Genomic DNA, 18,112 nt, shown 5'->3' with positions numbered 1-18,112 from the left:
TTGAGCGAAGATCGGGCCTATCAGGGATGCCCTTCACTCCACCCGCAATACCGTCATCCCAACCTGCGATGAAACACCATCGCGATGGCATTGTTATAGAGAAAGTCAGGCAGCAGTTTTCTTACCGTCAATGTAAAGCGGGCATCGTGACCCACCACATAGCGCAGCTTTTTACGACCATCGGTGGCTGCTGCCAGAATCGCCTTGGCAACCGCTTGCGGTTGCGACGATATTTTTGCCGCAGTGCCATCAATAAATCCAAGAACCTTATTGCTGTAGTCAGTATAGACATCGACACCGGTCTGGTTTTCCCGATCAGTGGAGCGGCCCCAGAATTCCGTTCTAATGGTTCCCGGTTCAATGATTTTTACCCGAATATTAAAGCTGCTTAGTTCAAAGGCCAGCGAATCCGAAAAGCCTTCAACGGCCCATTTGCTGGCGTGATAAACGCTGTACAGTGGCACCGTGGATCGCCCGGCAAAGCTGGCGATGTTGATGATGGTGCCACTGTTGCGCTGCCGGAAATGGGGCAACAACGCCCGTGTCAATTCCATCAAGCCAAACACGTTAGTCTGGAATTGGCGTTCAATCTGCTCCCGGGAGAGCGTTTCAAAGGCACCAATCAAACCGTAACCTGCATTGTTCACCAACACATCAACGGCTCCAAATAGTTCCAATGCCTGATCCACAGCCTGCTGGATACTGTCACCGTCACACACATCCAGTTTCAGGCAGGTTACGTTCTGCAGTTGATTCAACTCTTGCTCTTGTTCCGGCGAGCGCATGGTGGCCACCACATTCCAGCCCTGTTGCTGAAACAGTTTTGCCGTCTCCCGACCAATCCCACTGGAACAGCCGGTAATCAATACGGTTTGTGTCATGATTATTATCTCAAGGGTTATCCCAGTATGCTGGGTGGGGGAATCGATCAGATTCACATCCAGGGCGATTTCAGGAGCCCTGAAACCGCCCAGACGGGTATCGGCAGTATTTGCACATTGCACTGATTAGGATCGAGAAACGCGCGCCTGATATTCTCGGGTCTGTTCATTATCCGGTGCTATGCGTTCCTGTGCACCTGCCATTTTCTTAATCCAGTTACCCACTCGTTCAGGCAAGGCCTGCTCGATAGTACCAATCGGAAACAACCATTTCGGCATGGTTACCTCCGGCTGACCATGCCCACAGGATGCGACAACCTCTGCCGCGATATCAGAAGGCTTGGCCTTGGGAATTCCACGAATATTCATACCGGCCGTCAGATCAGTATCCACTGCGGACGGCATAATCGTAGTAATGGACACGCCCGAACCCATAATTTCGGCACGCACCGAGCGCGATAATCCAGCCACTGCAAATTTACTTGCGGTGTAAACGGCAGCCCCCGCGCAAGTCATTTTTCCCGCCATGGAGGACACATTCACAATATGCCCATAACCCCGTTGCAGCATTTCCGGAAGGACAAGGCGCATGCCATTGATCACACCACCGGTATTAATCGCCATTTCCCGGTGCAACAATGCCAGGTCGATGCTGGCGAACTCGCCGGTACGCATAATACCGGCATTGTTCACCAGCAAATCCACCGGCCCCAGTTCACGCGCCACATTCAAAAATTCTGCGAACGACTCGGGGTCGGCCACATCCAGTTTTACTGCTCTTACACCTGAGAGTGACGCCGCTACGGCCTCTGCAGCTTTGGCATCAATGTCACCGATAACCACGCGTGCCCCGTGATCAACCAGGGCTCTGACCGTCGCCTCGCCGATTCCTCTACCGCCACCGGTAACACAGGCAACCGCACCATTCAGAGTGATGGACATAAACGACAGCCTCTTAGCGAACGAAGGGATAACGAAGGGCGAAGTAACCGACAATATCCCAGCCGTGTTTCACCTTGTACACCACCCGACCCAAAAATACGTCTGGCACGATTTCCACGATCTCGTCCCGAACTTTAGGAAGAATCAGTGGATTCTTGAATGACGGTTCATCATAAGTAATGGCGCGAACTTTCAGGTGAGGTGCCACAGGTGAGCTGTCAATGCGATGATGGAAATCGAATCCAAGCAACTCATTACCCTGCTTTTGCAGCTTGTAGTGAGGCATAGCAAGCTTGGTAGGGATATAAGCAGAGGCGGTGATTCGGTTGTAGCCGGTGCCGGTTTTTCGATTAAACGTTTTGCCTGTCCAACCCATGCGCCCCAGAAGCTGCCCCAGCATAACGGCGCTGTTAATCGTCCGCATCAGGAATGAACCGTGCAGGTTCATCACCATGCCTTCAGTGTCACCATTGGGTGCTTCTGCGTCACCATTGCCCTGGGCAAACAACCAGGGTAAGCGATAGAACTGCGATTCGTTTTGCAGCTCTTTGAGCAGCTCCCAGGCATTTTCTTTCGCCAATTCGGGGTGGCTCTCGGCTTGCGCCCTGAGATTCTTCAGTCGTTGCTCGTCTGATATTGGCGCCGGAACGGTGGATGCCTGTTTTAACGTGGCTTGCATAGTGTTACTCCCTCTACTGATCTGAACGTTTATAGTCTATAGTTGGTACAGCACAGTACCAACTATATATTCAGTCATCTCGGCCTGTCAATGCTTGCTCGACTGAACTTCATACTGCTACGATAATTGCCTGATCTAATGGAATATTTTAGCCAATGACCCATCCTACTCGCCCTTTTCAGGGGCAATCAGCAGAGTCACGGGTTCACGCTCGGCGACAACAATTATTAAGTAAGGCTTATGAAATCATTGCCGCTGAGGGTTGGCGAAACCTGTCTATCCACAAACTCTGCGTTGAGGCGGGGCTGAACAAACGCTATTTCTATGAAAGCTTTGATAGTCTTGATTCATTGGCTGCGGCGCTGGTGAATGAGCTTGCAGATGAACTGATTGGCGTCGGTCAGAATGCAGCACAAAGCGGCTGGCAGAAAGGGCTGGACACTTCAACACTCGCGCGCTACGTGCTTGATCATTGTATTAGCTGGATGGTGGATGAACCGGCGCGCACCCGATTACTCTTTTCCTCAGCGTCCGAGAATCCGCAGGCTCTTGTGCAGCGTAAGTTGGTTATCCGAAAAATGGCGCAGGTGCTGTCCGCCTTCAGTATCCAATACCACCAGGCGGGTGAGCCCCTGTCAATTGCACATGTCGGCTCAGCTTTTCTGATCGGCGGAACAATCGAAGCGGTGATGACATGGCTGGACCAAGACGTTGCTGTCAGTCGGGAAGAGTTTATAGAGGATCTGGCTTGTTTCTGGGTTGCCGTGGGTGACAGTGCGGTCTCGCTTGCTCGTAGTCGAGGCGCTACACCGACTAGCTCGCCCGGCACCGAACCAAATTCAGACAGCTAAAGCCCCGCAGGTTCCATTGTAAAAATCGGATACCCCATGTCCGGCAGCACAGGATTACAGATTTTGCATCGTCAACAAGAAAACTTATACACTTCTGTTTTATCAATACACTACAAGCGCCGCACAGCATTTCATAACCATCTCGCCCGATGGCTGCGCTGACATTCAATTCTGCTGGAGGAGCGGCCGGTTGGCCTTGGTTACTCGGCCAAATACATCTGCTCGTACGTATTTAGTATCAAGATTGAACTGCGGGTTAGACGAAGACCTCGTCATTGATCAGTTTCTTCGCGGGCCATCAGGGTCAACACATAGTGGTATTTCCATCCTTGCAGCAGCCCCGCCCCTACAGCCCGGTTACAATCATGTGATGTTGGTCTGCTGGCTGAATGCCCCGCGCATCCGTCGCGATAAACTGTCCACCAACATATTCAGCAACGCGGTTACCACAATCAGCAGAAAGGCCCGGTCGTAACGGATTTCTTCAAACGCCGAATCAATATAAAACCCCAGTGTTGCCACGCCCAGTATGCCCATAATCGCACTCTCCCGCAGAATCACCTCCCAGCGGTAGAATAAAAACGCCATCAGCGCCGGCAGGCGCCGCGGGGTTTCGATGTAAGCATAACGGGTGAGACCCCGGGGATCATCGGCGCGGGCCTGCCCGCTCCTGAACGCCGCATCACTGGCATTGGCCACCAGAAACGCGATCAACCCACCATTATGCAAAGCCAGCGCCAGCACCACCGGTAACCCGGAGGGCCCAAACAGCAGCAACAAAACAAAGGCCAGAACCATCTCCGGAGTGCAACGCAACACCAGCAACACAAAGCGCCCGGGCCAACGCAACCACGGCCCCACCAATGCCCGTGAGGCAAAGGGATAGGTGAACAGGACAATAAACCCGGTCAACACCACGGCAATCTGGGTCAGTAACAAGGTTTGCACCACACCGGGCCACACCTGCTGGCTGAACATGACACTGAACCAATGCAGCAAGCCGTGCCAGTCTCCTGCCAGCAGTGCGGCGGGCCAGATATCCACACTCACAAAACGCCACAACGAACCACCGTCACTGAACCCGATGGTGTCCGGTAATAGCCAGATGGCGGCAATGAGGTAAGGAACAATCAGCCACGGGCGCAACCACCAGCGGATGCTGGCGATCAGCAACAGAAACGCCCACATCAAAGCGCCGGCTTCACTGTACTGACCCTGCTTGAAGGCCGTCTCCAGATGAAACCCCAGAGTGGGCAAACCAATAAAGCCCAGAATGGCGCTGGAGCGCAGGGCACACTCAAAGCGATAACGGGTATAACTTAACAACGCCGGCCAGGATTGGGGAATCAACGTGTACAGGGTGCGTATGAAAACAGAGGCCCCCTTGGGTGCCGCACGGGCCGGCAAGGGCGATTGCTGCTCAAAGATTTCAGCAAACACCTTGGCAAACACACCACTAAAGGGAACAATGATCGCCAGCAATCCCGTCAGTGGGCTGATGCCGAACAACTGCATGAAAATAAGGCCCCAAAACAATTCGTGCACCGAGCGAAGCGCCGCACACAGCATTCGCACCAGACGCCAACGAAAGGCCATGGCCAGCAACAGGCCCAAGGGTGTGGACACAGCCACCGCCAGCAAGGCGAACGCCACCGTCTGCAGCAGAGCTTGAATGAGCGTTGTTGCTTCGCTCCAGCCCGGCAGCAGCAAGCCCCAGCCAATACGGGACAGCTCCTGCCAGGGGTCCACCGGATAGCGTTGAAAATCCACGCCCAACAGTGCCAGCACGGCGGCACCGATCATCAACAGACAAACGGCATTGAGGCGCCGTGCACTGGAATGCGACGGCCACCAACGTTTTGTGGATACCTTCATGAGGTGCGGATTACCCAGCCATCGGTTTGATGCCCGCAAGCAACCGGATTCAGCGGAGAGGTGTCCTGTTGATAAAAGTGATCCAGTTGTTCCGCGCTGAGATCCCCCGCCGGCGCATCACAACAAATGCGTCCGCCCTGCAGCACAACAATCCGATCAAACAAATCCAGTGCCAGGCGCCGGTTATGCAAGCACACCACCGCCGTTTCATGTTGTTGTAAAACGTAGGTTAACAGCTCCGCCGCCTGCACCGGATCCACCGCGGACACCGGTTCATCCCCCAGAAACACCGGCTGCTGCCGGAACAGGGCGCGCCCCAGGGCCACCCGTTGCCGTTGCCCGCCGGAGAGCCGGTCCACCGAATGCCAGAGTTTGTCCTGCAAACCCAGCCGTTGCGCCAGATCTGTGATGGCCTGCCGTTGACCTGCCAGCGGGCGCACCAGGTTCCACAGGGCGGCCACAGTGCCAACCCGGTCCAGGCCACCAATAAAAATATTCTGGTAAGCCGATAACAAATCCACCAGGCCACCCCCCTGGGGTTGCAGAGCGCTGCACTGGGGTTGCTGCTGATACAAAAGATCCAGCAAGGTTGACTTTCCCGCACCGGAAGGCCCCAGCAACGCCACCTTTTCCCCTGGCCCGATGGTGAGGGTGATGTCGGCCAGAGCCGGGCGTTCCCCCTGCTCCGGGCCGCTGTAACGAAAGGTGCACCGGATCAGCTGAAACAGCTCCGCAGACGCCGTCATCAATCCAGCAACCCGATCGCTTTGGCAGTGGCTTCTATGGGTTCGTAATCCCCATTACTGGCGGGGACGAAACGCAGCCGTGGAAAACTCGCCAGCAGTTCGGCATCGTTCATTTCCAGTAACGCCTTGCGCACGTTGTCGGTAAACCCCACACCAAAGTGCTGATCCACATCGCCGCGAATCGTCCACTGATAATCAGGGTAAGTGGGTGTGGTCCAGATCACCTGAACTTTATTGGTATCGATCTTACCCGCCGCCAACTCGCTTTCCCACACTGCATAATTCACCGCACCCACCTGATAGGCGCCGGACTGCACCTGGGCGATGGTGCGACTGTGATCGCCGGAAAAACCCACCCGGGAAAACAGCGCCTGTGGCGCACTCTTGAACTGCTGCCGCAGATAGAACTCCGGCATCAAACGCCCGGAAGTGGATCCTTTGGAACCGAAGGTAAAGGTTTTACCTTTAAGCGCCGCGGGCAATTCATCAGCCTGTTCCAGGCCTGCATCCTGATGGGCAATAAAGTAGGTTTTAAAGAGTTGGTCTTCGTAGCCCTGGGCCAACGCCTGTGAACCGGGCACCAGACGCCGGGCCTGTACCCCGGAAAGCCCGCCGAACCAGGCCAACTGCACCTGGTTATTACGAAACGCCGTGATGGCGGCGGCATAGGATTTTACCGGAATGTATTGCACCTCCACTCCCAGTTGGGCACTGAGATAATCCGCCACCTTGCCAAAACGTTGCTGCAGCCGGGATTCATCCTGATCCGGTATCGCGGTGAACACAAACGCTTGCGCCTGCGCCCACAATGGCAGTGCCAGCAACAACAACGAACTACAGATCAGCCGTACACACACCAGACTTTTCAGCAAACCATACAACCTTGACATAAACACTCCCGTAAAAAATCAACCCGGTTTAAATGAAGTAGAATTCCAGAGCCCCGGCTCCGCGAAGTGGGCGGCCTGACAGCCCAGATAATCCTGTACCGCCTCCCGATTGCCCTGAAAAGCGATCAGATCCTGCCGCTTGGCCAGCTGATAGTCGTACATGGGATCGTAGTAATTGACCAACAGCAATCGAATCAAATCGCGATGGCGCAGGGGATTGCCCTGGCGGTGCTCAACCAGGGCCTGCTCCAGCAAGGCACCGATTTCGCGGTAACGCACCCCCCCCAAACGCTTGCGCACCCGATACAGGGATTGGGTCAGATCATCGGCAAAGGCGTCAAAGCCCGCCGCCTCCCCCAGATACGCCTGCCACTCCGCCAACTTATTCAGGATATAATTGCGATAACTGTGTTCAATCCGTTCTTCCAGGGGAGCTTCCAACACCACCACCGGGCAACGGCCCATGGCCTGCAGCAAAGGCGGTGGCAATGAACAACGCCCCACCAGCCGGCTTTCGTCTTCCAACAGAACAGGCAGATGGTGACTCTGTGCCTGCTGCTCCGCTTTCAATAGCGCCACGGCCACCCGGTTTTCAAAGTTCAATTGCGATGGCTGGCCACCGGGGCGGCGGCCAAAACTGGAACCCCGGTGATGGGCCAGCGCCTCCAGATCCACCGCCTGCGGCAGGGCCTCAATGAGCGCGGTTTTGTTGCATCCGGTGCGCCCGGCCAGCAACTGCATGGGATAGTGCTGACAAATCCGTTCAAACTCATCAAGCAGAAACCGGCGCAACGCCTTGTATCCGCCGCCTATACGGGGATACTCACAGCCGGCTTCCCGCATCCATTGCTGGCAGATTTCACTGCGCAAACCGCCACGCCAGCAATACAAATAACCTTCAGGGTGGCGTTGGGCGAAATCAACCCAGGCACTCACCCGCTGCTGCTGCAGTTGCGGTGTGACCAATGCACGGCCCAATTCCATAGCGGCCTCCTGGCCGTGCCGCTTGTAACAGGTGCCCACCTGCGCCCGTTCCTCATCGGTCATTAACGGCAGATTCACGCTGGTGGGAAAGGCACCCCGTTTGAATTCCACCGGCGCACGGGTATCGATCAAGGGCACGTCATTGAGAAAGAGGGCGCGAAAATCCCCACTGTCTGGGCTGGCATCCGGGCGCGTCACGCTGTTTCCTCTTCCGTTACCTGCACACGATGCTCACCGGTGGCCCGGGTTAACGTGCCAATGGCCTGTGCAGGCAGGCCCTGATCCCGCAACAGTGCCTCCAGTGCGGCCGCCTGGTCCGGCCGCACCGCAATCAACAGGCCGCCACTGGTTTGCGGATCGCACAGCAGTTGCTGCAGGGGTACGCTCATGGGCCCCAGGTGATGGCCATAGCTTTCATGGTTGCGGGTCGTGCCGCCGGGGATGCATCCCTGCTGTAAATAGTCACGGGCCGCCGGAATCACCGGAATCCGGTGGGCCTGAATGCTGGCCTGCAATCCACTGCCCTCGCACAACTCCAGCAGATGCCCCATCAGGCCAAAGCCGGTGACGTCGGTCATGGCGGTAACACCCGCCAGCCGCGCCGCCAGCGCACCCACTGTGTTCAACTGGCACATAATATCCCGGGCCAGGTGTTGGTGTTGCGGCTGCAGCTTCTTCTGTTTCTGGGCCGTGGTCAGGATGCCGATGCCCAGGGGCTTGGTCAGGTACAACAGGTCACCCGCCTGAGCCTGGTTATTCTGTTTCAGATCAGCGCGCTCACTGAGCCCGGTAACCGCCAAACCGAATATGGGCTCGGGCGCGTCAATACTGTGCCCACCGGCCAGCGGGATACCGGCCTCGGCACAGGCCTGCCGGCCACCCTCCACCACCTGTTGCGCCACCTCGGGCCCCAGGCTGTTCACCGGCCAGCCCAGTATGGCGATGGCCATCAGGGGATTGCCGCCCATGGCGTAAATATCACTGATGGCATTGGTGGCAGCAATGCGGCCAAAATCAAACGGATCGTCCACAATGGGCATAAAGAAATCCGTCGTGCTGAGCACCACCCGGCCATCCCCCAGGTCATAGGCGGCGGCGTCGTCCTTGCTGCTGTTGCCCACCAGAAGCTGGGGCCAATCCGGCAATGTCAGCCTGGAAACCAGAATCTTGTCCAGTACCTGCGGTGAGATTTTGCAGCCGCAACCCGCGCCATGACTGTATTCGGTCAGGCGGATGGGGGTATCACTCATGCGTTGGCCTCCGGTTGGTATAGCCCTTGATTAAACAGGGGGAATGATACGGACTCGGCAGCGTTTTGTCAGTGCAGAAGCCGTTCCTTTCCTGTCACGTGGGCAGCTTGGCATTAATTTGATAAGGTCAGAGAGACGCTGTGCCACCCAGTAAGGAGAACCCCATGTCCGTAAAAACGGCTTTAGTCCCCGTGGCCGACGGCTCGGAGGACATCGAGACAGTCTGCATCATCGACGTATTGAGGCGGGCGGAAGTGGCGGTAACCGTTGCCTGCGTCATGGCCGGGCGTCTGGAAATCGAGGCCGCCCGCGGTACACGCATTGTGGCGGATATCAACATCGAGGATTGCCGACACCTGCAGTACGACCTGATCGCCTTACCCGGCGGCCTGGCGGGGGCTGAAAATCTGCGCGATTGCGCCACCCTGATCGAGATGCTGAACCGGCAACGGGACAGTGGCCAGTGGTTCGCCGCCATTTGCGCCAGCCCGGCACTGGTATTTGCAGGCCACCACTTGGATGAGGGGTTTCGCACCACAGCGCATCCTGGCTTTACCCAATCCCTGAGTGCGTTTCAGGATGCGACCACGGTGGTGGACCGCCACTGTATCACCAGTCAGGGCCCCGGTACCGCCATTGAGTTCGCCCTCACCCTGGTGGAAGCCCTGTTGGGTAAAGCAAAACGGGAAGAGGTGGCCAAACCTATGGTTTTGGGGCACGCAGCTGCAGCACCCACATAAGAAAACAGGGCAGAAACGTCAGTGTAATGATGGTGGAGCAGAAGATGCCGGCCAACACCACAACCCCCACCCCCCGATACAGCTCCGTGCCGGCGCCGGGGATCAGCACCAGCGGTGCCAGTCCAAAAATGGTGGTGAAGGTGGACATCAGGATCGGCCTGAGCCGCATGGACACCGCCGACATGACCGCCTGCTCCACCGACTGATCCGCCACCCGCATGTTGTGTCGGGTCTGGTCCACAATCAGGATGGGATTGTTCACCACCGTGCCCAGCAGAATCAGAAAGCCCAGCATGGTGATCATATCGAAGGGCTGGGAAACACCTGCGCCGTTGAGCGCGATCAGCCCCACCAGGCCGCCGGCCAACCCCAGGGGAATGGTGGTCAGAATCACCAGCGGGTACCCCCAGTGATTGAAGATCGCCACCAGCAGCAGGTAAATCAAAACCAACGCCACCGCGAAATTATCGGTCAATGCCTGGCGAGTGGCCTGTAGCTGGTCAGCCGCACCGGAAATACTGACACTGACACCATCACCGATTTCACCTTCGGCCCGCATCCGGGGCAGCAACTCGTTTTCCACCCGCGCCACCGCTGTCTCCAGTGCCACGGCGCGGGGAGGAATAATGCGTAACGTGACCGTGCGGTGGCCATCCACCCGCCGCAACTGGGCGCTGTCGACGGTTTCATGCAAGGTGGCCAACGCCCCCAAGGGCATCACTCCGCCACTGGCGGTCATCACCGGCAGATCATTCATGTGCTCCAACTGCCGTTTCTGACCGGCATCACTGAGCAGGAATATATCCACCTTGTTGTCATCAAGAATGAATTCATCAACAAAGGCACCATCACTGAGGGCCGCCACCGCATAACCAAATTCATCGGCGCTGACGCCAAACTCCGCCAGGCGCTCCCAGTTCGGGCGCACCTCCACCAGCGGCTGATCCAATGACAGGGACGACGGCTCAGACTGAATCTGGGGATTATCGAACAAGGCCTCCGCCCGGCGGTAAGCGCTTTCACCCGTGGCGTACAATTGCGCCAGATCGGGCCCCGAAATATCCAGGTTCACTGCCCGGGTACCGCCATCGTTGCTGGAAATGATGGAGCCCCGGGACGAAAACGCCCGCATGCCGGGATACTCCCGGAACAGTTTGGTGAGCGCATTCATCATCGGAATAATGTCATCCTCACGCACCGGTTCCGATAGAAACCAGAGCCGATCCGCGGACACGCTCATGGAGGCGTACTTCAGGGCCGGTACCGGAATCTCGCCCTCATCAAACAACCGGGGATCGGCGTTTAATGACGGTGCCACCCTGGCCCGCACCTGGGCACCGATGCTCTCCATTTCCTGCAGGTTGTATCCCGGCGGTGCGATCATCATGCTGAACGCTTTGGGCTCTTCCCCTTCCGGCAGGTACTCCGCCGCCGGCATCAGCCAGATGGCCAACCCCAGCGTCAAGGCCAGTGCCGCCAGCATGGTCACAGCGCGGCGCGGCACCGTGTGAATCAACCAGGCCACCCGCTCCAGAATCCACTCCTGCAAGACACTGGGCCGCCCCTGTTGGGCCTTGCCGCCGAATCCCATGCGGGCACTGGCCGAGGGCACCACCGTAATGGCCACCAGCAGAGATGCCAGGATGGCGGCGGCAATGGCGATGGCAATATCCGAGTACAGTTGCCCGGCTTCTTCCTCCACAAACAGAATGGGTGCAAAAACCAGCACGGTGGTCAGCGATGACGCCAATACCGCGGGCCACACTTCCCGCACCCCGGTTAATGCCGCATCGAACAACGACAAACCACGGCGACGGGATTGCTCGATACTTTCCAGCACCACGATGGTGTTATCCACGGTCATGCCGATGGCAAAGGCAACACCGGCCAGGGAAATCACGTTGATGGTACGGCCGAAAGCCAACAGCCCGAGGAACGCAGCAATGGTACAAATAGGAATGCTGAGCACACCCACCAGGGTGGCACGGAAGGAACGTAAGAACAGAAACATCACCAGGGTGGCCAGGGCAGCGCCCAAGGCCAGATTGGTCCACACGTTTCGGATAGAGGCCTGCACGTAGCGGACATCGTCCCCCAGCAACACCATACGCAATCCGTTGGGCTCCAGCAGCTCGGTGCCCATGGTCTCAACCAATGGCAACAACTGTTCCTTGATGTTGATGACGTTGGAGCCGGCCTCGCGCTTGACCGCCAACCGGATCACCCGTTCCCCATCCTGATAGCCATAACTGCGCACTTCGTAGTGATCCAGCACCACCGTGGCAACATCCTTCAGGCGCACCGTGGCGTTATCCTGTTGCAGCAGGATCAGGTTTTCCAATTGCCGCAATTCGGAAAAACGCCCCACGGTGCGCAGCAGGTAGCGGCGCTTGCCACTGTCAATATCACCGGCGGAGGTATCGGAATTACGCGCCCGAATCAGGTTACGAACCTGGCTCAGCGTCAATCCGCGCTGCGCCAGCTTTTCGGGGTTGAACAGAATCTGGATCTGACGTTCGGATCCGCCACGCAACTGTACTTCCGATATGCCCTCCACACGCTCCATGCGAGGCCGAATATAGTCGTCCACAAAATCGTACATCATGTCCATATCCAGCCCCAATGGGTTGTCCTGCAAGGGCAGCACACTGAAATACATGAACGCGTTTTCAGAGAAAGAACTGCTGTACAAGCGGGGCTGATCCACGTTCTCCGGATAGGAGGACACCTGACTGAGGGCATTACTCACTTCAATCAGGGTTTGATTGATGTCGATACCAAAAGGGAATTCCAACTCAATGGAGGCACGGCCGGTCTCGGCGGTGGCCAACATGCGCTGCAAGTTGGGCACCGCGCTCAGATAACGCTCCTGCTCAATGAGAATTTCCTTTTCTATATCCTGCGGGGTGGCGCCACTCCACCCGGTACGTACGCTGATGGTACGCACCTCCAGATCCGGAATCATCTGCACCGGAATACGAAAGGCGGACACCACCCCGAGCACGCACAGAATCAATACCGTGACGCTGACAATAATGCCTTTGCGAATGCTGGCTTCAAACATAGGACACTACAACCTGCTCAGGACTCATTGACCAACTTGACCGGCTGGTTGTGGCGTAAAATCTCATTACCCCGCACCACCACCTGTTCATCCGGCTCGATGCCGCCGGTAACCTCGATGACGTCACCCAGCGTGCGGCCCAATTGAACCTGACGCCGCTGGGCAGTGAGTTGACCGGCCTTATCTGTGAGCGTGAAAACACTGAAGCTCCCGTCGGGATTGCGCAGCAGCGCGTCCCGCGGCAACGTAAGCACCGACCTGTCGGCGTTTGTGATGGTGAATACGGCGGTGGCGGACGCCCCCGGCAACAGGGCGGTTTCACCGGCGGTGCTCTGCAGCCGCAAGCGGAAAGAGCGGCTCACCGCATCGGCCACCGGCACACTGGCGGCAATCCGTGCCGGAATGTCTCTGCCGGGTGCGGTATCAGGCCGTATGCTGACCTCCGCGCCGCTGGCCAGTTCACCATAACGCTCCTGCGGCACCTGTACGTCCAGATACACATTTTGGGTGGCCACCAGTTCCAGCACCGGCGTGCCACGGGTTACCCACTCCCCCCGTTCCGTCATGCGCCGGTACACCACCCCCTTGAAGGGTGCCTTGATGGCGTGCCAGTCCAAACGCTGCTGTTGGGCCTGCCGTTCGGCGCTGGCCGCATCCAGCAATGCCTGGGAGGTTGCCAATGCGGCTTTACGCAGGGCCAGTTCGTTCTGGGGCAGATGGTTATCCCGGGTCAGGCGCAAAGCCTCATCCACCAAGCGCTGGTTCTCGTTCACCGTGGCCTGGGCCGAGGCCACATTGGCGCTCAGGCGCGCCAGTTCATAGCGCTGCAGGCTGTCATCCAGTTGCAGCAGTAACGCCCCGGCCTCCACTTCGGCACCGGCATCCACCAGCACATTGGCCACCGCACCATCCACCCGCGCCGACAACTGTGCCCGCTGTACCGCCACCACCGTGCCCGACAATCGCAACTCATTCACCGCGGCACTCTGGCTGGGCAATACCACCGCCACCGGTGTGGCATCCTGACCGAAAGCATGACCCGCCAAAAACAAAAAAATCGCTGACCACGTTCGTAGCATGCCCGCATCCCCGGTTTACTGCGCCAAATCAAATGAGAACTATTATTAACATTGAAGTATCTCAAACTCAATGCGTGTCGAACAAAGATTCAACTGTTGCAGCCGGGGCCTGGGTACCGGCTGGCAACACAGGCCCCGCTGTGGTAAACAGAAAAGGATTTTCATCACAAATCCGCAGTGGGTGACGGGCATGAGTATCTGGGCTCTGGACAAAGGCAATCACGTCAAGCAGGCATTGATTCTGATCGAGCACCATCTGGGCCGCGATGCCTTCCTGCTGGATCAAACACTCCCCCTCAACACCGATGGCGTGTATCTGAATCACCCCGCCGAGCCTGGTGTGCGCGCGTATCTGTTCACCCAGGGGCAGGCAGAAAACCGATACGGCCTGCACCTGGAGTATCCACCGGCACAGATCAATAACAACCTGATCGATGCCTACGACAATCTGACGCTGCGCTCCCTGCTTAACATTCTGGCGGTGCATTTTGACGTGGCCGACATCAAGGATCTCGAGCGGCTGAGCTGAACACGGGTTTTAGCGCGGGTTCTCATGCTCCGGCGCACCGGGCCCCAGCGGCTGCCCATAGCTGAATTCCACATAGTTACCCGATGGGTCTTTAACACCGCAGTAGTACCCAACCGGATAGGGATCCTCTCGGGGAGGCCAGATCAGGATTCCTTCGGCCCTGGCCAGTTCTGCAATGGCATCCACCTGAGCCCGGGACGCCAACGCAAATCCCAGGTGCGCGTAGTCCGGCTCCGCATGCTGCACCGGTGAGCCGCCTCCCATGATCACAAAAATCATTTCGGTTTCCCGACCCGCTTCCGCCATCCAGCAGATGTGGCCATTGTCGCGCTCGTGTACCACTTCCATGCCGCAGTAACGCTGATAAAAATCCACACTGGCTTTGATGTCCACCGCATGCAGGGCGACATGTGTTAACGTTGCCTTCACTTGATTCTACCTTTCTGATTTTCCCAATCGCACCGCATCCAGAAAATGCATGTGTTTCTCGTACTGATCGATGATGTCAGCGATCAGTTGATCGATGGTCCAACCCATCACGTCATAATCCTGACCGCCTTCTTTCAGATAGACTTCAGCCCGGTAATAACGCAGCGCCTCATTACGGCGCGGCGTCACATCACGCATGACAAAACTGGGTGGCTCGTAAGGCCGCAGATGAACGGAATAGAAAAAATCGATCTCATCGCCGTGTGCCACTTCCAGCCAGGTACGATCCTGATCATCGTTGTTCACCCTGGCCTGCAGTTCGCGTTTTTCAAACTCAGCCGCCACCTGCTGCATGGCCTGGGTTACCGTGTGCTCGATAAAGGTCAGCACTTCCTCATGGTTCGGGTGTTTGATGATTCGAGCCAGGCGCTTTTGCCAGGGAACCGGATTATGGGCAATGCGGGGTGCCAGCATTGCCTCTTTCAGGCTGACCTTTCTGACAATTTCCAAACGCAGCGCCCGCAGCAACCCCCAGCACATCAACAGCATTACCACCGTAAACGGCAAGGCACTGGCGATGGTGGCCGTTTGCAATGCGACCAGCCCGCCGGCCAGCAACAACGCAGCGGCAATGGCGCCTTCTGTCACTGACCAGAAAATTCGCTGCCATACCGGGCTGTCTCCTTCCCCTGCGCCGGACGTGAGCATGTCCACCACCAGGGAGCCGGAATCCGATGACGTCACAAAAAACGTGATCACCAGAATGGTTGCCAACAAAGACGCCAGTGATGAAAGCGGAAAGTGCTCAAAAAATTTGAACAGGGCCACCGAGGTGTCCGCCGACACCGCCTGCGCCAATTCCACCATGCCCTGATCAAACACCAGGTGCAGCGCACTGTTGCCGAAAAACGTCATCCACATAAAGGTAAAACCGGTGGGCACCATCAGCACACCAATCACAAACTCACGGATGGTACGACCGCGTGAAATACGGGCGATAAACATGCCCACAAAGGGTGACCAGGCGATCCACCACCCCCAATAGAACAGCGTCCAGCCGCCCATCCACCCCTTGGGTTCATAAGCGTTCAGTTGAAAGGTGGCGTCCACCAGTTTCGACAGGTAATGACCGGTGTTTTGCACCAGGGTTTGCAGCAAGTAGACCGTTGGCCCCGCCAGCAGTACAAACCCCAGCAGCACCAAAGCCAGCACCAGGTTGAGTTCCGAAATGCGGCGAATACCGCCGTCCAGCCCCAGCACCACGGAGGTGGTGGCCAGGGCAGTGATGCCGGCGATCAGCAACACCTGAACCCCGACTCCAGTGGGCACATCGAACAGATAATTGAGCCCGGAATTCACCTGAATCACGCCCAGCCCCAACGAGGTGGCGACACCAAACAAGGTACCCAGCACTGCAAACACATCCACCGCGTGGCCAATGGGGCCATAAATCCGTTCACCGATCAGGGGGTACAAGGCGGAACGCACCGTGAGCGGCAACCCTTGCCGGAAACTGAAATAGGCCAGTGACAACGCCACCACCGCATAGATCGCCCATGCGTGCACGCCCCAGTGAAAAAAGGTAATGCGCATGGCATCACGGGCAGCCTGGACCGATTCCGGTGCGGCGTGCGGGGGCGCACTGTAATGCATGACCGGTTCCGCCACACTGTAAAACATTAAGCCGATACCCATGCCGGCGGAAAACAGCATGGCAAACCAGGAACCGTAACTGTATTCCGGCTCACTGTGATCCGGGCCCAACTTGATGTGACCGTAACTGGACAGCGCCAGCACCACCACAAAAATCAGAAACAACGCCACAGCCAGCACGTAAAACCAACCGGCTGAACTGACCACCCAGCTTTGCACCGCAGCAAACACACCGGCTGCCTGCACCGGCCACAGCACCGCGTACAACACAATGCTAAGACACAAACCGGCAGCCCAGAAGAACACCGGCGGGTTGATTTTGATCCAGCTCGCTTCATTGAGGCGGTTCATGCATTGCACTCCTTATAGATAGAAGTCCAGGGAGACATAGAGTGCTTCGAAATCCCCTTCATTAACCCGACCATCACGATCGATGTAGCCATCCTGATTGAGATACTCCAGGTACACCCAGCCCGGACCATAGTCGTAACTGAATCCCGGGGCAGCGGCACTGATAGCGTCTGTGGAAGAACCCCGTGTATCCGGTTCCGCCACTGAAGCATCCAGATAGAAACGCCACGGCCCCACACTGTAGCCGGCTTCAACAGTGAGGCGTTGATTTTCTATACGTTCCGGCACGGCAGCGGAAATCACATAATCATCCGGTAGATCACGCTGCATGATGATCCAGGAGGCCTTACCAAACCACTGGTCAACGGTACCTTCGTAAAACAGCACCGCCGCCTGGTGGTCACCGTCCACCGGCCGCTCAGCGCTCATCAGGTTCTGCAGACGGCCTGCCTGCAGCGACAGCCCCAGGGTGTGATCGGATTGCACCTGCCATTCGCCGTTCACCACCAACGTCTGCACCTTGCGGTACGTGGTGGCGCTACCCCAATGTCGATTGTCATCCACGGTGTCGGTGCTGGTGGAGCCCCAATCGTCAGCCAGATACAGTGCCGCATCGTAATGCAGTGTGTTATGGTCACCGGACAGCTTCACCCCCACATCCATTTGATCACCGAACCCGGCCAGAAAAATATCACCGGGCCAGAAGTTCGTGGTTTTCCAGCCGAAGGGCACCTGACTTTTGCCTACCCGCACTATATGATCCGCATTCAACTGCCATCCCACCCAGGCCTTGTGGATCACCCAATAATCACCGGTAGAGTTGTTGTCCGGATCAGTGAAACTGCCGGGCCCCGCCCGCACTTCGGCGGAATAGCGCCAGTTGCCGGTACCCTCGTCAGCGGCACCATCCAGATAGATGATCAATGCTTCGTTGCCGATCTCACCCCAACTGTTCTTATTGGCTTCATCATCTGGAAGGTATTGATAATTAGCCCAAATTCCACCGGACAGCGCACTTTGGGCAAAGAGGGGAGAACAGAAAGGAAACACACACAAGAGCCACGCGACCGCGCTTAAGGGAATGAGTGTACTGATGCTGCGATAGGCCATGGTGAACCTCCTTGTCGAGCCAGGACACTGTACACCATGGCAGGATACCGCCGCTGTAT

General features: G+C 57.1%; 16 protein-coding genes. 3 read left to right on the top strand and 13 right to left on the bottom strand.

All coding sequences use genetic code 11. From position 1 onward, the window contains the following. Positions 1-53 precede the first annotated feature (53 nt). The 3 genes from D9N13_RS02375 to D9N13_RS02365 all read right to left on the bottom strand — a co-directional run bounded on the left by D9N13_RS02375 (position 54) and on the right by D9N13_RS02365 (position 2,502). On the bottom strand, positions 54-881 hold the full coding sequence (locus D9N13_RS02375) for an SDR family oxidoreductase (RefSeq protein ID WP_290585380.1): 828 nt from the start codon (positions 879-881) through the stop codon (positions 54-56). Between the two features lie 126 nt (positions 882-1,007). Continuing rightward, on the bottom strand, positions 1,008-1,823 hold the full coding sequence (locus D9N13_RS02370) for an SDR family oxidoreductase (RefSeq protein ID WP_290585378.1): 816 nt from the start codon (positions 1,821-1,823) through the stop codon (positions 1,008-1,010). A 13-nt stretch (positions 1,824-1,836) separates the two neighbouring features. Then, positions 1,837-2,502, bottom strand: a complete 666-nt coding sequence (locus D9N13_RS02365; protein ID WP_290585376.1) for a hypothetical protein — start codon at positions 2,500-2,502, stop codon at positions 1,837-1,839. A 155-nt stretch (positions 2,503-2,657) separates the two neighbouring features. Between D9N13_RS02365 and D9N13_RS02360 the strand changes: the two genes are divergently transcribed. Further along, positions 2,658-3,353 carry a TetR/AcrR family transcriptional regulator gene (locus tag D9N13_RS02360; RefSeq protein WP_290585374.1) on the top strand — a complete coding sequence of 232 codons (696 nt, stop codon included), beginning with the start codon at positions 2,658-2,660 and terminating at the stop codon, positions 3,351-3,353. Positions 3,354-3,716: 363 nt separating this feature from the next. Here the strand turns inward: D9N13_RS02360 and D9N13_RS02355 are convergent, their stop codons facing one another. From D9N13_RS02355 to selD, 5 genes are read right to left on the bottom strand one after another with little or no spacing between them, the layout of a single operon-like run. Continuing rightward, positions 3,717-5,228 (bottom strand): PhnE/PtxC family ABC transporter permease, encoded by a 1,512-nt coding sequence (locus D9N13_RS02355; protein WP_290585372.1) that lies wholly within the window; start codon positions 5,226-5,228, stop codon positions 3,717-3,719. Continuing rightward, positions 5,225-5,974 (bottom strand): ATP-binding cassette domain-containing protein, encoded by a 750-nt coding sequence (locus D9N13_RS02350; protein WP_290585370.1) that lies wholly within the window; start codon positions 5,972-5,974, stop codon positions 5,225-5,227. The genes D9N13_RS02355 and D9N13_RS02350 overlap by 4 nt, the downstream gene beginning before the upstream one ends. Further along, positions 5,974-6,864, bottom strand: a complete 891-nt coding sequence (locus D9N13_RS02345) for a putative selenate ABC transporter substrate-binding protein (RefSeq protein ID WP_290585368.1) — start codon at positions 6,862-6,864, stop codon at positions 5,974-5,976. The genes D9N13_RS02350 and D9N13_RS02345 overlap by 1 nt, the downstream gene beginning before the upstream one ends. Positions 6,865-6,882: 18 nt before the next feature. Continuing rightward, a complete protein-coding gene (gene mnmH, locus D9N13_RS02340) occupies positions 6,883-8,046 on the bottom strand; it encodes a tRNA 2-selenouridine(34) synthase MnmH (protein WP_290585366.1) in 1,164 nt (387 codons plus the stop codon). Then, complete coding sequence (gene selD / locus D9N13_RS02335) at positions 8,043-9,098, bottom strand: selenide, water dikinase SelD (protein WP_290585364.1); 1,056 nt, start codon at positions 9,096-9,098, stop codon at positions 8,043-8,045. Before selD ends, mnmH begins: the two co-directional genes overlap by 4 nt. A gap of 164 nt (positions 9,099-9,262) precedes the next feature. On the opposite strand from selD, the gene D9N13_RS02330 reads away from it, so the two are divergent. After that, complete coding sequence (locus D9N13_RS02330; RefSeq protein WP_290585361.1) at positions 9,263-9,838, top strand: DJ-1 family glyoxalase III; 576 nt, start codon at positions 9,263-9,265, stop codon at positions 9,836-9,838. Here the strand turns inward: D9N13_RS02330 and D9N13_RS02325 are convergent. Further along, the gene (locus D9N13_RS02325; RefSeq protein WP_290585359.1) at positions 9,801-12,902 is read right to left on the bottom strand and encodes an efflux RND transporter permease subunit; all 3,102 of its coding nucleotides are present in this window, start codon (positions 12,900-12,902) and stop codon (positions 9,801-9,803) included. The two genes, D9N13_RS02330 and D9N13_RS02325, sit on opposite strands and share 38 nt — an antisense overlap. A 17-nt stretch (positions 12,903-12,919) precedes the next feature. Further along, positions 12,920-13,981: an efflux RND transporter periplasmic adaptor subunit gene (locus tag D9N13_RS02320; RefSeq protein ID WP_290585357.1), complete on the bottom strand. Its 1,062-nt coding sequence runs from the start codon at positions 13,979-13,981 to the stop codon at positions 12,920-12,922. Positions 13,982-14,171: 190 nt separating this feature from the next. Between D9N13_RS02320 and D9N13_RS02315 the strand changes: the two genes are divergently transcribed. Further along, on the top strand, positions 14,172-14,510 hold the full coding sequence (locus D9N13_RS02315; RefSeq protein WP_290585355.1) for a hypothetical protein: 339 nt from the start codon (positions 14,172-14,174) through the stop codon (positions 14,508-14,510). A gap of 9 nt (positions 14,511-14,519) precedes the next feature. Here D9N13_RS02315 and D9N13_RS02310 read toward each other — a convergent pair whose 3' ends face one another. Genes D9N13_RS02310 through D9N13_RS02300 form a run of 3 tightly spaced genes read right to left on the bottom strand, consistent with a single transcriptional unit; the run spans position 14,520 to position 18,053 of the window. Then, entirely contained in the window at positions 14,520-14,939 is a 420-nt protein-coding gene (locus tag D9N13_RS02310; RefSeq protein ID WP_290585353.1) for a VOC family protein, read from the bottom strand. 6 nt (positions 14,940-14,945) lie between these two features. Further along, entirely contained in the window at positions 14,946-16,943 is a 1,998-nt protein-coding gene (locus tag D9N13_RS02305) for a BCCT family transporter (RefSeq protein WP_290585351.1), read from the bottom strand. A gap of 12 nt (positions 16,944-16,955) precedes the next feature. Continuing rightward, complete coding sequence (locus D9N13_RS02300) at positions 16,956-18,053, bottom strand: hypothetical protein (RefSeq protein ID WP_290585349.1); 1,098 nt, start codon at positions 18,051-18,053, stop codon at positions 16,956-16,958. Positions 18,054-18,112 lie beyond the last annotated feature (59 nt).

Origin of the sequence: Ketobacter sp. GenoA1 (assembly GCF_003671475.1) — a bacterium.
GTDB lineage: Bacteria > Pseudomonadota > Gammaproteobacteria > Pseudomonadales > Ketobacteraceae > Ketobacter.
This window is presented reverse-complemented; position numbering and strand designations above follow the sequence as displayed.